Origin of the sequence: Gemmata algarum (assembly GCF_034097035.1) — a bacterium.
Classification (GTDB): Bacteria; Planctomycetota; Planctomycetia; order Gemmatales; family Gemmataceae; genus Gemmata; species Gemmata algarum.
The window spans coordinates 59,224-72,754 of sequence record NZ_JAXBLV010000200.1; the positions used below are offsets into that span (position 1 = coordinate 59,224).

The 13,531-nt window shown below is 70.4% G+C and carries 11 protein-coding genes and 1 pseudogene; 2 read left to right on the top strand and 10 right to left on the bottom strand.

Annotated features, from left to right (window positions below):
- Positions 1-180: 180 nt before the first annotated feature.
- The 10 genes and pseudogenes from selD to R5W23_RS21790 form a co-directional block, all read right to left on the bottom strand.
- Positions 181-1,254, bottom strand: a complete 1,074-nt coding sequence (gene selD / locus R5W23_RS21750; protein WP_320688095.1) for a selenide, water dikinase SelD — start codon at positions 1,252-1,254, stop codon at positions 181-183.
- A 14-nt stretch (positions 1,255-1,268) separates the two neighbouring features.
- The gene (locus tag R5W23_RS21755; RefSeq protein WP_320688096.1) at positions 1,269-1,847 is read right to left on the bottom strand and encodes an SMI1/KNR4 family protein; all 579 of its coding nucleotides are present in this window, start codon (positions 1,845-1,847) and stop codon (positions 1,269-1,271) included.
- Between the two features lie 73 nt (positions 1,848-1,920).
- Positions 1,921-4,524, bottom strand: coding sequence for an Rne/Rng family ribonuclease (locus tag R5W23_RS21760; protein ID WP_407936157.1), 2,604 nt, complete (start codon positions 4,522-4,524; stop codon positions 1,921-1,923).
- 15 nt (positions 4,525-4,539) lie between these two features.
- Positions 4,540-4,902, bottom strand: a pseudogene (locus R5W23_RS32775) (S1 RNA-binding domain-containing protein); the annotation flags it as partial.
- A gap of 29 nt (positions 4,903-4,931) precedes the next feature.
- Complete coding sequence (locus R5W23_RS21765) at positions 4,932-5,822, bottom strand: TIGR03936 family radical SAM-associated protein (RefSeq protein ID WP_320688098.1); 891 nt, start codon at positions 5,820-5,822, stop codon at positions 4,932-4,934.
- Between the two features lie 334 nt (positions 5,823-6,156).
- Positions 6,157-7,953, bottom strand: coding sequence for a phosphoenolpyruvate--protein phosphotransferase (ptsP, locus tag R5W23_RS21770; RefSeq protein WP_320688099.1), 1,797 nt, complete (start codon positions 7,951-7,953; stop codon positions 6,157-6,159).
- Between the two features lie 76 nt (positions 7,954-8,029).
- Positions 8,030-8,434, bottom strand: a complete 405-nt coding sequence (locus R5W23_RS21775) for an HPr family phosphocarrier protein (RefSeq protein WP_261184898.1) — start codon at positions 8,432-8,434, stop codon at positions 8,030-8,032.
- Between the two features lie 51 nt (positions 8,435-8,485).
- Complete coding sequence (locus R5W23_RS21780; protein WP_261184897.1) at positions 8,486-9,004, bottom strand: PTS sugar transporter subunit IIA; 519 nt, start codon at positions 9,002-9,004, stop codon at positions 8,486-8,488.
- A 112-nt stretch (positions 9,005-9,116) separates the two neighbouring features.
- Entirely contained in the window at positions 9,117-9,455 is a 339-nt protein-coding gene (hpf, locus tag R5W23_RS21785; protein ID WP_261184895.1) for a ribosome hibernation-promoting factor, HPF/YfiA family, read from the bottom strand.
- A 210-nt stretch (positions 9,456-9,665) separates the two neighbouring features.
- Positions 9,666-10,718, bottom strand: coding sequence for an HlyD family secretion protein (locus R5W23_RS21790; RefSeq protein WP_261184893.1), 1,053 nt, complete (start codon positions 10,716-10,718; stop codon positions 9,666-9,668).
- 165 nt (positions 10,719-10,883) lie between these two features.
- Here R5W23_RS21790 and trmB point away from each other — a divergent pair, with 165 nt between their 5' ends.
- Positions 10,884-11,639 (top strand): tRNA (guanine(46)-N(7))-methyltransferase TrmB, encoded by a 756-nt coding sequence (gene trmB, locus R5W23_RS21795; protein WP_320688100.1) that lies wholly within the window; start codon positions 10,884-10,886, stop codon positions 11,637-11,639.
- 33 nt (positions 11,640-11,672) lie between these two features.
- A complete protein-coding gene (locus tag R5W23_RS21800; RefSeq protein WP_320688101.1) occupies positions 11,673-13,364 on the top strand; it encodes an ABC1 kinase family protein in 1,692 nt (563 codons plus the stop codon).
- Positions 13,365-13,531 lie beyond the last annotated feature (167 nt).

Here is a 13,531-nt window from a genome sequence, read left to right on the forward strand (position 1 = left end):
GTGCCGCAGGCGCGACTCGCCACTCGATCCTATTCGGTCGCCGGGCGCGGATTTTTGGGGCTCATTTCGCGCGACCGTTCATCCGGCTACCCTGCCGCACTCGCGGGGCCGGATGAACGGGTTGTGACAGGGAATCGGGTTCTACGGGAGTCCGTAAATTCGCTCGGCCAGCGGGTGTTTTCATGGCCCTTTCTGGATTGCCGCCGCGTGCCGCACACGAATCGTTCCGCGGCCCGGCCCGGTAATCCAGCCCACGTTCGCACTTGCGAGAGCACCGGCCGCATTGAGTGCGCGCATCACCTCATCCGCGACGGTTACCGGCACCGCCGCGAGCAACCCGCCGGATGTCTGTGCGTCACACAACAGGAGTTGCTCTTCCGGCGGAAGCTCAGGCGCGAACTCGACCCAATCGGCGAGGAATTTTGCGTTGGCGCGTGTTCCGCCGGGTGCGATCCCGGCTTTCACGTACTCGCGTGCGGCGTCCAGCACCGGAACGCGCGACGCGAACACCTCTGCGGTCACGCCGCTCGCCGCTGTGACGTTTCGCAAATGCCCCAACAGCCCGAACCCCGTTACGTCGGTGAGGGCGTGGACCTCGAACTGCGTGAGCACCTCCGCGGCCGTGCGGTTGAGTGTCGTCATGACCCGAATCGCGTCGGCAATGGCCCCGCGCGTGTCCTGATCGTTCTTCGCGGCCGTCGAAATGATGCCCAATCCGATTGGCTTGGTGAGCACGAGGACATCGCCCGGTTTCGCCCCCGCGTTGCTCAACACGCGCTCGGGGTGGACCGTGCCGACCACCGCGAGGCCGAAAATCGGCTCCTCGCTCTTGATTGTGTGCCCGCCGACGATGGCGATTCCCGCTTCGGCCGCGACCGCCGACGCGCCGGCAAGGATCTCGCCCAGCACCGCCGCAGGGAGCGAATCCGGAAATCCCACGATGCTCAGCGCCGCCGTGGGTTTGCCGCCCATCGCGTACACGTCGGACAGCGCGTTCGCCGCCGCCACCCGGCCGAAGTCGCGGGGCGCGTCAACGATGGGTGTGAAGAAATCGGTGGTGAGGACCAGCGCCAGGTCCGGCGACAGCTTGTAAATGGCCGCGTCGTCGGCGGTGGCACTGCCGACCAGCACGTTCGGGTCCGTGATCGGCGGCAGCATCCCCAGCAGGGGCAGCAGGAACCCCGGCGGGTGCTTGGCCGCGCACCCGGCCCGCTTCGCGAGTTTCGTTAGCCGGATCGGTTCGGTCGTTTCCATCGGCAACTCCGGAATCACAGATCGCGGACACGGACCAGCCCGGGGCCGTGCGTGTCCGGTGCGGTGGTGAACGCGCCGCGCTCGAGTTCGGCGGCGAACAGTGCGAGCCACTCGGGCAGACTGTTCGCCACGACGAACCGCTCGCCCTCGTCGTGGTACCAGTAAATGACCTGGCCGACGTGCCCGCGCTTCGGCGGGAACAGGTCCAGGCAGTGCAGGTCGCCCGCGCCGTCGCGGGTGAGCGGGAGCCACTTGCGGTGCCACCAGTCCTTGCGGATCGGCCCGCGCGGCGCCCCCCGCGCCTCCGCGAACTCGCCGCGCAGGCTGTGGAGCGTTTCCCAGTAGTCGGCCATGTCTCCGAGGCCGTGCCACCGGTGCCCGGACAGGAGCGGCGGCGCGCGGTGGAACGGGGCCTGACCGTTGTGAACGCGGTAGCACGCCTTGACACCTTCGGGCAGTTCGGCGCCCGTGACGCTTTCAACTTGGTGGAACTGGTCGTCCGTCGCGGGAGGTGCGAGGCTCGCCAGCACTGCGGGGGCGTGCGCGGCGAGCCAGCGGTGGATACGATCCCAGGTGTCGGAGAGGTCGGTCACGGGGTGCTCCGTAAAGACCGGTCGTATCGTGGTGCCGTAGCGGGCTCCAGGATACGACCGGCACGGCCCCCGATCAATCCAGCGGGCGCGGGTACCGGGAGCCGCGGTCCTCGCGGTCGCGCCCGCCCCCGCCGCGGCGGTCGTCGCGCGGCGGGACGCGGCCGGCGCTGAGCTTCGGCAGCGGGGCCGGGGGCAGCAGCCGCACCTCGTTCCCGTTGTGGTCGAAGCACCGGATGGAGAGCGCTTCGGGCGAGATGCCGGGCTGCCCGGTGATGTTCACCTCGAGCTTGCCGCGCTCTTCCAGCGCGGCGATCTCCTTGCGCTTTTTGTTGAGCAGGTAGCCGGCCGCGTCCGTGTGGACCGCCACCTGCACCAGTTGCACCGCCGGGGCGCGGTGCGCCGCGAGGTGCAGCAGCCGCATCACCTCGATCGCCAGGCTCTCGGAGGTCTTAACGAACCCGTTCCCGCGGCAGTGCGGGCAGTCCGCGAAGATGCTGCGCTTCAGGCTCGGGCGGATGCGCTGCCGGGTCATCTCGATCAGCCCGAACTGCGAGATGCGCAAGATCTTGGTCCGCGCCCGGTCCCGCCGCAGGGCCTCGCGGAACGCGTCCTCGACCTTGCGGCGGTGCGACTCGCTCCGCATGTCGATGAAGTCGTTCACGATCACCCCGCCGAGGTCGCGCAGCCGGAGCTGGCGGGCGATCTCCTTCGCGGCGTGCAGGTTCATCTGGAACGCGGTCTCTTCCGCGTTGTTGTCCGCGCGGAAGTTCCCGCTGTTCACGTCGATCGCGACCAGCGCCTCCGTCTGCTCGATGACGAGCGACCCGCCCAGCGGCATCTCGATGCGCTTCTGGTGGATCTTCGCGATCTCCTCCTCGATGCTGTACTTGTGGAACAGCGGCTCCGTGTGGTCGAAGTGCTTGATCCGGTTGGCGAACTTGGGCATCACGATCTGGAGGAACTCGCTCGCGTGCCCGAACGCGTTCGCCTCGTCCACCCAGATGGTGTCGATGTCCGCGGTGAAGATGTCGCGTATGGTCCGCGTGATCATATCGGACTCGCGGTAGATCTCGACCGGCCCGGCGACGCGCTTCAGCCGCTTCACCACCACCTGCCACAGGCGCAGCAGGTACGCGAGGTCGTTCTGGAGCTCCTTCGCGTCGCGGTCGACGGCGGCGGTGCGGACGATGAACCCGACGCCCTTGGGCGGGGCCAGGGTGGACATGATCTCGCGGAGCCGGCGGCGGGCGTCGTGGTCCTCGATCTTGCGCGACACGCCGACGCGGTTCAGGCTCGGCATCAGCACGAGGTAGCGGCCCGCGATGCTCACGTAGGTGCTGAGCGTCGGCCCCTTGGTGCCGACCGCTTCCTTAATCACCTGAACGATGACTTCCTGGCCGCGCTTGAAGATCTCCTGGATCGGCGGCTTCGGCAGCCCGCGGTCGCGCCCGCCCTTCGGCCCGCTGCCGCCCTTGAACCCGCCCGGCGCCCCGGTGCGCGGGCCGCGGTCGTCGCGGCTGCCGCGGTCCCCGGGCCGGTCCCGGTCCCGGCTGCCCCGTCCGCCGCGCCCGCCGCGGTCCCGGTCGCCCCGTCCGCCGCGCCCGCCGCGGTCCCGGTCGCCCCGTCCGCCGCGGTCACTGCGGCCGGAGTCGAAGTCGTCGTTGAACCCGCGGCCGGTCACCTCGGGTTCGGCGGCCTCCTCGGCCTCGTGCGCGAGCTCGCGGGCCTCTTGCTCGGCGGCCTCGGCCGGTTCCGGGTCCTCGGTGAACCGGTCCTCGTGCAGGGCCGCGGGGTCGGTCCCGTCGTCGGCCCGCTCGCCCTCGAACCGGTCGTTAGGCGCGTCGGGGTCGAAGTCGGCCGATCCCGTGTCGTCGAAGAACGGTTTGATCTCCCCGTCTTCGTCGTCGCTGGCGGCCGTGCGGCGCTCGGCGCCGCCCATGTACTTGGGTTTGTCGTCCGAACCGTCCCCGTCGCTCTCGCCGTCGCCCTCTTTCTTCTTGCGGCGGGTGCGCGGTTTGGCTTTGGCTTCGGCGGCCGGCTCCTCGGCGGCCGGCTCCTCGACCTTCGGCTTCGTGCGGCGGGTGCGCGGCTTCTTCGCCTCGGGCTCCGGCGCTTCCGCGACTTCGGGGGCCGGGGGCACTTCGGGCGGCTCCACCGGCGCGGCCGGCTCGCCGGCGTCGAGGGCGTCGATCGCCTTGGCCACCTCGGGCGGCGCGACCTCGGGCTCGCGCTTGGCGGCCGGTGCCGGCGGCACGTCGGCGTCCACGATCCCCGCGCCGAACTCGTCCTCCTCGACCTCCACCGGCGCGGGCTTTTTCACGACCGGCGTGTGGGCCGTGGCGCGCGGCGGCTGGGCGACCGGCTTCGGCGCCGGCGCGACCGGTTCGATGCCTTCCGCGAACCCGTCGTCGTCGTCTGCGGGCGGTGCCACCGCCCGGGCCGCGGGCGCCGGCACCGCGGGTTCCGCGGCCGCGTCCTCGACCACGCCGTCCGCGAACCCGTCCGCCTCGACCGTTTCGGTTTCGACCTCTTCGACTTCGGCCACCGCCTCGGCGTCGGCTCCGTCCGCAACGGGCTCGGCGGTCGGGATGTCGTCCAGGCCCGACGCGAACTCGGGCTCGTCGAGCAGGTCTTCGTTGCGCGCCGCGGCCGGTTGCGGTTCGAGCCACGAGGTCATTTCGCGGGGCGGCTTCGGGCCGCGGTCGCGGGTGCGCCCGCCGCGGGCGCCGCGGTCACGGCCGCCGCCCGGGGCCGAGCCGTACTCGCGCTCCAGCTCCGCCTCGTACTCGGCGAGGTCCGCCTTCGAGAGCAGGTGCTTGTAGTACGCGGGGTCCACGTCGGACACGTGCAGGAACCCGTTGCGGCCGATGCCGAAGTCCACGAACGCCGCCTGGATGCTCGGCTCGATGTTGACGATGCGGCCCTTGTAGATGTTCCCGACGTAGCTCTCCTGGCTCGCGCGCTCGACGTACAGTTCCTCCAGAACCCCGTCCTCGACGATCGCGATCCGGCACTCCTCCGGCTGGAGGACGTTGATCAGCATTTCCTTCTTCATGTGGTGCTCGTTAGTGCTCAGGGTGTTCGCTACTCGACGACCGGGCCGTTGGGCGACGCGCCCCAGGCCTGGTCGGCGGTTTGGCTCTCTTCGGCTTCGAGCCGCGCGGCGAGCGCGGCGGCTTCCGTGCCGCTGAGCGGCACGGCGTCCGCGGGACCGTCCGGGGGAACGTCCCCGGGATCGGTCGCGGTGATCTCGTCACGAATTTCGACGGCGGTGCGCTCCAGCACCGCGCCGGCATCAATCAGGTCTTTGAGGCGGAGGAGGGAGAGCAGTTCGTCGGCCCGTGCGGACCCGGTCTGCGTGACCCACAGGTCCAGCACGAGCCGCGGAGCTGGTGGCCCCGCGTCCGCTCCCGCCGAGGGAGGGGAAGGGGGGGGAGTTTGTGCGTGCCCGGCCGGGCCGGAGTTCGGACCCCGGTCCACCCGCACGCCCCGCAAGTACGGGCGAATGTTGAGCCGCTTGGGGCTGGGCTTGAGCCGCTCGACCCACACGCCCGGCTCGGCCATCAGCGCCGCCGCGGCGGCCTCCACTGCGGCGGCGCGGGCGGGTGGCAGCGGCAGCTCGTACACCACGCGCCGCGGCCGGGCCGTGGCCTTCATCGGCACGACTTGAACGTGTGTGAACGTCAGACCGGGTGGCGTTTGGGCGTTGAGGGCCGCGAGCACGTCGCCCGCGTCGCGGGGCTCGGTCAGCTCGAGTTCGACGACCTCGTGGTGGCAGACGGCCCCGAGCGGGGCGGAGAGCGCGAACACCCAGCGGGGGGTCGGGTGGAAGCCGGCGGTGGATTTGAACGGCAGGGACGCGCGACGCAGCATCCGCTCCGAGCACCGCATCAGGTCGTGATGGCTCACGAGCCGCAGCGCGCCCGACTTGGAAAACCGGAAGCGGAACTTGTCACCGAGCATCGGGTCCGGCATGCAGAAACGCGGAACCCGGAGGGCGGAATTCGGAACGAAAACCAGTTACCTGAAGTTCGTTCCGAATTCCGCGCTCCGAATTCCGAATTTCTCGTCGCCCCTCCAAGGGCCCCTCGGTCGGTGGCGCGCGAACAGGGGCGGGGACGTGAGAGGGTGACGGCGCGCAAAAAGAAACGGGCCGGTCGCGAGCGGGGAGTCGGCTCCCGTTCTGCTGACGGCACGTTTCATGTTGGGTGCTTCACTCTCTACGCCGTCGCCGACCCTGTTCGCGGTTCGACGGGGCGGACCGGTCACGGCGGTTTGGGTGCCCCGCGGCTGACCGAACAATCCGCCCTCAATCGACCGCCTCCGAGGGGAGCATTTTGCGTAAATGGTCGCGTAAGTAACTCGTCACTTGGCTCGCGGACTCCATCGCCAGGGCGCGCCGGGCGACTTCCTCCGCTTCGGGGATCCGCAACTCACGGACCACCCGCTTGATCTCCGGAATCTTGCGGGGCGTCGCACTGAACTGCCGCAGGCCCAGGCCCACCAGCAGCGGGATGTAGAGCGGCTCCCCGCTCATCTCCCCGCACACGTTCACGTCGAACGCCCGCCGCCCGTGCTCCTTCTCTTTCTGCGCCGCCTGCACCACCATCCGGATCAGCCGCAGAACGGCCGGGTCCGCCGGGCTGTACAGGTTCGCCACGTGTTCGTTGTTTCGGTCCGCCGCGAGCGTGTACTGGATCAGGTCGTTGGTCCCGATCGAGAAGAAATCCACCTCGCGTGCCAGCACGTCCGCGAGCAGTGCGGCGGACGGCACCTCGATCATTGTACCGACCGGCACGTCGCGTTTGAAGGGGACTCCGGCGTACTCCAGCTCCTCTTTCACGTCGTTCAGCAGCGTCTTGCACTGCCGCAGCTCGTCGGCCGTGCTGATCATCGGGAACATGACGCGCACGTCGCCCAGCAGCCCGGCCCGCAGGATCGCGCGCAGTTGCGTGACGAAAAGCTCGCGCTGGCGGAGGCACAGCCGGACGCTCCGGAGGCCCAGGAACGGGTTCTTCTCGTTCGCGACCGCGCCCGACACGCTGGAGAACTTGTCGGCCCCCAGGTCGAGCGTGCGGATGACGACCGGCCGGTTCGCCCCGAGCGTGCCCAGGACCGAGGCGTAGGCCGCGTAGTGCTCCTCTTCCGTCGGGTGCGCCGATTTGTTGAGGTAGAGGAACTCGGTCCGGTACAGCCCCACCCCTTCCGCGCCGCGGTCGAGGCAGTGGGCCGCCTCCTGGGCCAGCTCGATGTTGCCCAGCAGCCGGATGGGTACGGGCACCGGGTCCGCGGTGACGGACGGCTTGTCACGCAGGTGCTCGTACCGGTCCTGGCGCGTCAGCAGGTGGGCCCGCTTCTCCCGGTACTTGGCGAGCGTCTCGTCATCGGGGTCGATGATGAGGACGCCCTCGCTCCCGTCCACGATCACCGTGTCGCCGCCGGACACGTCCGTGAGGAACCGGCCGATGCCGACGACCGCGGGCAGTTCCAAGGCGCCGGCCAGGATCGCCGTGTGGCTCGTGTTCCCGCCGCTCTCGGTGGCGAAGGCGTGGATGGTGCGCGGGCCGAAGTCGGCGGTGTCCGACGGCATCAGGTCGTTCGCCAGGACGATGACCGGCTCGGTCAGGTTGGCGAACGGGTTGCCGGGGTGGCCGAGCAGCGCGGCGAGCACCTGCCGCTCGACGTCGATGAACTCGGTCACGCTGCGCCGGGCGTCCGAGGCGCCCGAGTTGGTGCGCAGCGCGATCACCTCTTCGAGCCGCTTGACCATGTCGCGGATGACCCGGCTGACGGCGTACTCGGCGGAGTAGCTCTCCGCGCGGATGCGCACCTCGATCTGCTCGCGGAGCCACCCGCTCTCGATCATGGACTGCTGGGCGCCGTAGATGTTGCCGAGGGCCGAGCCGAGCCGGGCCGTCATCCGCTCGCGGTCCGCGCGGGCGGTCGCGGCGGTCTCGTCCAGGGCGCGGTACAGCCGGGCCACCTCGGCGTCCGCCTGCTCGGGCGGTACGGTCCGCTGGGAAATGAGGACGCCCTCGGAGTCCAGCACGAGGGCCGGGCCGATGGCGATGCCGGGGGAAACCGCGATGCCGTACCTGTGTTCCATTCGCCGGAGCGTCCGGTTGTGCCCGTTGGGGAGGAGCCGGACCGGTTCGGGCGAACCCGGTCGGCACGCGTGCCGGTTAAATCGTGTAGTCTTCGCCGCCGGGCGAGGCCAGAATGGCGGCCAGCGCTTCGGCCGCGTGCGCCGCGTCCGCGCCGTCCACCTCGAGCACCACTTCCGACTCGGGCAGGGCGACGAGCATGATCAGCGCCCAGATGTCTTTCCCGTCGGCGCGGGTGGAACCGTTCCACACGCTGACGGTGCAGGAGAACTTCCGGGCGGTGCGCGAGAACCGGTCGGCGATCCGCTGGTGCAACCCGAGCGGGTTCACGATGCGGATCACGCGGCGTAAGGGGCCGCTCCCGCCGGCCGCGGTCTCGGAGCTGGCGGGCGGGTTCGTGTCGGGCGGGACCGCGGGCGTGCAGGCACCCGGCGGGAGCACGTCCCGCGGTCCTGGCCCGTCCCCCCCTGCGCAACCGATCATTCCCGCACCTCATGTCCCGCGTGCTCGGCACCCCCGCTTACCGGCCCCCGCTCACCAGCCCGGCGCCGCGCCCTCCAGCAGCGCCCAGATCTCTTCGCGGGTCTGGCACCCGCGGAGCTGGCTCACGAAATCGTCGTTGCGCATCGTGCGGACGACCGCCTCGAGCGCCCGCAGGTGGTCGCCGGGGCGGTCCTGCGGGGACACCAGCAGAATGAACACGTACACCGGCTCGCCGTCGAGGCTGTCGAACGGCAGCCCGTCGCGCGACAGGGCCAGGGTGCCGATCAGCCGGTCCGCGGCCGGGTGCCGGGAGTGCGGGATGGCGATGTGCCGCCCGATGCCGGTGGTCCCGAGCTCCTCGCGCCGCAGCACCGCCCGCACGATCTCGTCCACGTCGGACGCGCGAAAGTGGCCCGCCGCGTGTAGCGCGCCGACCATCTCGCGGATCACCTGTTCCTTGACGCTGCGGACGGCGGAGGGGTCGCGGTGCCCGCCCGGGGGCGCCGGGGGGGCCGTCGCGGCCAGGGCCGGGGTGATCGCGTCGCGGACGATGAAGTTGCACAGGCGCATGTGGACCTCTCCCCCTCGTTGTCCGCCCCCACCGCCCCTGTAGCCGGCGGCAAGGTTCCTCTCCGCGTCGGTACCGGCCGGGCCGCCCGCAGGCGCGGCCCGGGCCGCCGGGTCACTTGGACCCGTTGTTCCCGCCGTAGTCCATGTCGCGGCGGTGGTCCTGGATCTTCTCTTTGTAGTGGGTCACCTGTTGTTTCACATGCGCGGCGGCCTTGTTAAAGGCCACCAGCACGTCTTCCGCGTGGTCGCTCCCCACGAACTCGTGCTTGTGCTCGGCGGTGGCCCGGACCTCAACGCTCAGATTCCCGTCGTGCGTGCGGTGCAAGTCGACCGTGATCTCGATCATCGTCAGCCGGCTGAAGAAGTGGAGCAACTTTTCGCCCTTCTCCTTCAGTTGCTGCTGGATGTCGTCCCCCAACTGCCCGTGACGAACGGAAACGGTGACTTGCACGGCGAACCTCGCTCTCGACTGTCGCGCGGCCGACCTCCGGCCGGCGGGACCGCAAACTCGACCGGAACTGGATGTCTCGAAACGTTCCGATCGGAAGATTGTAGCCCACACCGCGGTAAAGATCCAAGTTCGCGACCCGGAACGGGTCCCGGACGGCATGAAACCCGCGCGAACGCACCGATTCTTCACCCGCACCCGCCGCTCGCGAGGCTAATCCTTCCCGATCCGCACGCGCACCCGCTGCCCGACGAGCAGCCCGTCAGTCGGCTCGTCCAGGGTGACGACGCACTCCAGGGTGCGCACGTCGTTAACCTCTCCCGGCTCGAACAGGACCCCGCGCCGGCGCGACACGAACGCTCCGACCCGCACAACCCGCCCGTTCCGGGCCGGCGCGTCCGCTTGTGCCTCGTCGGTGACGGTCGCCCGCATCCCCGGGCGCACCCGGCCGATGAACTCTTGCTCCAGTTCCGCCCGCACGACCAGCGGGCCGACGGGGCGGAACAGCAGGGCCGGCGCGCCCCCGCCGGGTAGCACGCTTTCACCAACCGACAGATTGACTCGTAACACCGCCCCCGCCGACGGGGCCACGAGCACGCAGTCGCGAACCGCCTGTTCGGTTTGGTTCAGTGCGACCCGCGCCTGCGCCTTTTTGGCCTCTGCCGCTCGCACTCGTAGGGTCGGGTTCAGTGCGGTGAGTTCGGCCAGTCGGTCGGCTTCAACCGTCTCCAGGCGTTCGAGCTGCCGCACTTCGGCTTCGGCGCGAATCATCTCGGCCGCCGTGATCGTTCCGAACGGCTTCGCCGCGCGGAGTTCGTCGAGGAGCCGGCGCGCGGTCGCGGTCCGGTCCTGGGCGGACGCGATGGCGAGTTTCTGGCCGGCGACTCGTTGCGGGTGAAGCTTGGCTTCGGCCCCCGCGGCTTCGATCTCGAGGTCCGCGACGGCGAGCGCGGCTTTCGCCTCCTCGACGCGGAACTTCAGCGCCTCGTCGGTGAGCCGGAGCAGTGGCGCACCCGCGTCAACGGTTTGCCCCTCCGACACGAGCACCTCGGCCACTTTTCCCGGTACGGTTGGGTCGAGCGCGGCCACGGGCCGTTGGCCGTCCACGCGCCCGCTGCACACCACGTCGAGCTCCGCGGGCGCGGGTGTGGGCGCCCCGGCGTCGCCCTTCGGTCGCGCCAGCCACCACCCCGCCGCGACCAGCGGCGCGAGGACGAACAGCACGGCGGTCAGCGACCCGCCCGCGGAAAATCGTCCCCCCGGCATGTGTGCCACCTCGCGCGGTTTCAACGTTCTCGGGGCTTGAACGCTGGGGCCACCATGTAGAACGTGGAACAGAAACTTGATGCTGCCGGAATTGGCTATGATTGTACTGCGGCGTCCGGCTCGTAGACCAGTTATAACCGTCAACCTCTGTGTGACCACGCGCGCATGGCCGAACCGAACCGGGTGGAGCGCGAGTTCGGGGTGCCGTTCCCCGGCCGCATCTTGGACCCAGACCGCTGGGCGCAGACCGCGCTGAAGGCGATGCCGGCGGGGCACCTGGACTGGGCCGCGCTGTTCGGCCGCGCCGCGCCCGTTGTGCTGGACGTCGGGTGCGGGAACGGGCGCTACCTGATCGGCTCGGCGCTGGCGCGGCCGGACCACGACCACCTCGGCGTCGATGTGCTGCCCGTGGTCGTCCGGTACGCCCGCAAGCGCGGCAACCAGCGCGGCCTCGCGAACCTGAAGTTCGCGGTGCTGGGCGGGCGCGAACTGCTGGCCGACCACGTCGCGCCGCACTCGGTCGCGGAAGTGCATTGCTACCACCCGCAGCCGTACTACGACCCCGCGAAGGTCCACCTGCGCCTCATCACCCCTTCGTTCCTGGCGACGGTCCACCGGGCGCTCGCCTCCGGCGGGCGGTTCGTGATCCAAACCGACAACCCGGGCTACTGGAAGTACATCCGCGCCGTTGTGCCGGTGTTCTTCGAGTTTCAGGAGCTGGACGGCCGCTGGCCCGACGCACCCCGGGGGCGTACCCGCAGAGAGATCATCGCGACCCAAAAGAAGCTGCCGGTGTTTCGCGCCGAGGCGGTCCGGAAACCGGACCTGAGCGAGGCCGAGGCGGTCGCGCTGGCGGAATCGCTCCCGGCACCGACGTTCGACGCCGACCGCCGCTTGCGCGACCTCGACCGGCTCGCGTGAGCCGCCGCGCTCCGGCAAGCGGACCCATCCGACATGCTTAACCTGACCGACATCCCCCGCCTCGCCCGGAGCGCGTCTCGGCTCGCCGAAATCGCCCGCGTGCTCGCGAAGTACGGGCTGGCCGGGGCGCTCGCCCGGCTCGACTACCGGTTCGTGCGCCGCTGGACCGCGGGCACGGAGCTGCATCGCCTCGCGGACCGCCCGTGGGAGGTGCGCGTCCGGCTCGTGCTCACCGAGCTGGGCACCACGTTCATCAAGTTCGGACAGGTGCTCAGCACCCGCCGCGACCTGATCGGCCCGGCGCTCGGGGACGAGCTCGCCACACTGCAATCGCACGTCCCGGCCGATCCGTTTTCGGTCACGCGGGCGACCGTCGAAACCGAACTCCGGCAGCCGCTGGAGGTGCTGTTCGCCGCGTTCGAGCCCGAGCCGCTCGCGTCCGCCAGCATCGGGCAGGTTCACCGCGCCGTACTCCGCGACGGCCGCAAGGTGGCGGTCAAGGTGCAGCACCCCGGGATCACGCACCGGGTCGAGAACGATCTCGCGATCCTCGCGGAGCTGGCGGCCCTTGCGGAGGAGTACCTGCCCGAGTTCAAAGCGTACCGCCCGGTGGCGGTGGTCGCGGAGTTCGAGCGGGTGCTCACGCGCGAGCTCGATTTTCGCCGCGAGCTGCGCCACTTGCAGCTCTTCCGGCAGGCCTTCGCGCACGACCCCGGGGTCCGCTTTCCGGAACCGCACCCGTCGCTGTCGAGTGGCCGCGTCCTCACGATGGAGCTGTTCGAGGGGGTGCCGTTCAACCGGCCCGACGAGGTGCGGGCGGCCGGCGGTGACTTCGAGGCGCTGGCGCGGGCCGGGGCGAAAGCGTTCCTCGACATGATCTTCCGCGACGGCCTCTTTCACGCCGACCCGCACCCCGGGAACCTGCTCTTCCTCCCCCCGGTCGGGAACCGGCCGGCGGCGATCGGGCTGATCGACGTGGGCATGGTCGGCCGCATCGACGAGCGGCTCCGCGCGACCATCGACCGCGGCGTCGGCGCCGTTCTGGTGAAAGACGCCGCGACCGTCACCGAGCTGATCGTGCAGGCCGGCGACGTTCCGGCCGGGTTCGATGCGGGCGCGCTCGAGGGCGAAGTGGCCGACCAGCTCGCGTTCTACCACGGGATGCCGCTGGAGCAGTTCGAGCTGGGGACCGCCCTGAACGAGCTCACGGACGCGATCCGGCGGTACCACGTGATGCTGCCGGCGCCGGTCGCGCTCCTGCTGCGGGTGCTGGTCATGCTCGAGGGGACGGGTCGGCTGTTGGCCCCGGGGTTCAACCTGCTGGAGCTGCTCGACCCGTACAAGCAGGCGAGCGTGCGGAAGAAGCTCTCCCCGCGGCGGCTGCTGCGGCGGTTCGTCGGGGCGGTGGGCGAGTGGGACGACCTGGTGCGCGGGCTGCCGCGGCAGTTGAGCGGCGTGATGCGGATGGTGCAGCGGCGCGAGGTGGGGGTCGAGCTGAGCCACCGGCACCTGGAGCCGTCGGTGAACCGGCTGGTGTTCGGGATGATGGTGAGCGCGCTGTTCGTGGGGTCGGCGCTGCTGTGGGCGTTCAAGGCCGAGCCGCTGGTGCGCGACGTGTCCGTGTTCGGGCTGCTCGGGTGCGTGGTCAGCGCGCTGCTCGGGTACCGCCTGTTCCGCGCGATCCAACACTCGGGCAAGCTCGAAGAGCGCGACCGGCACGAGTGAGCGGTGCCGCTCCGCCGCCGCTCGCGTTCGTTCCTGAGCCCGTGCCGGACCCGCAACCCGTCGGCTCACGCCGCTTCAGGCGCGGAGGGGCGTTTGCCCTTCGTTTACCTCTTGCGGTGCCACGCGGCGTGCGGATAATTAACACCTCATTCCGACCCGTGTCCGCA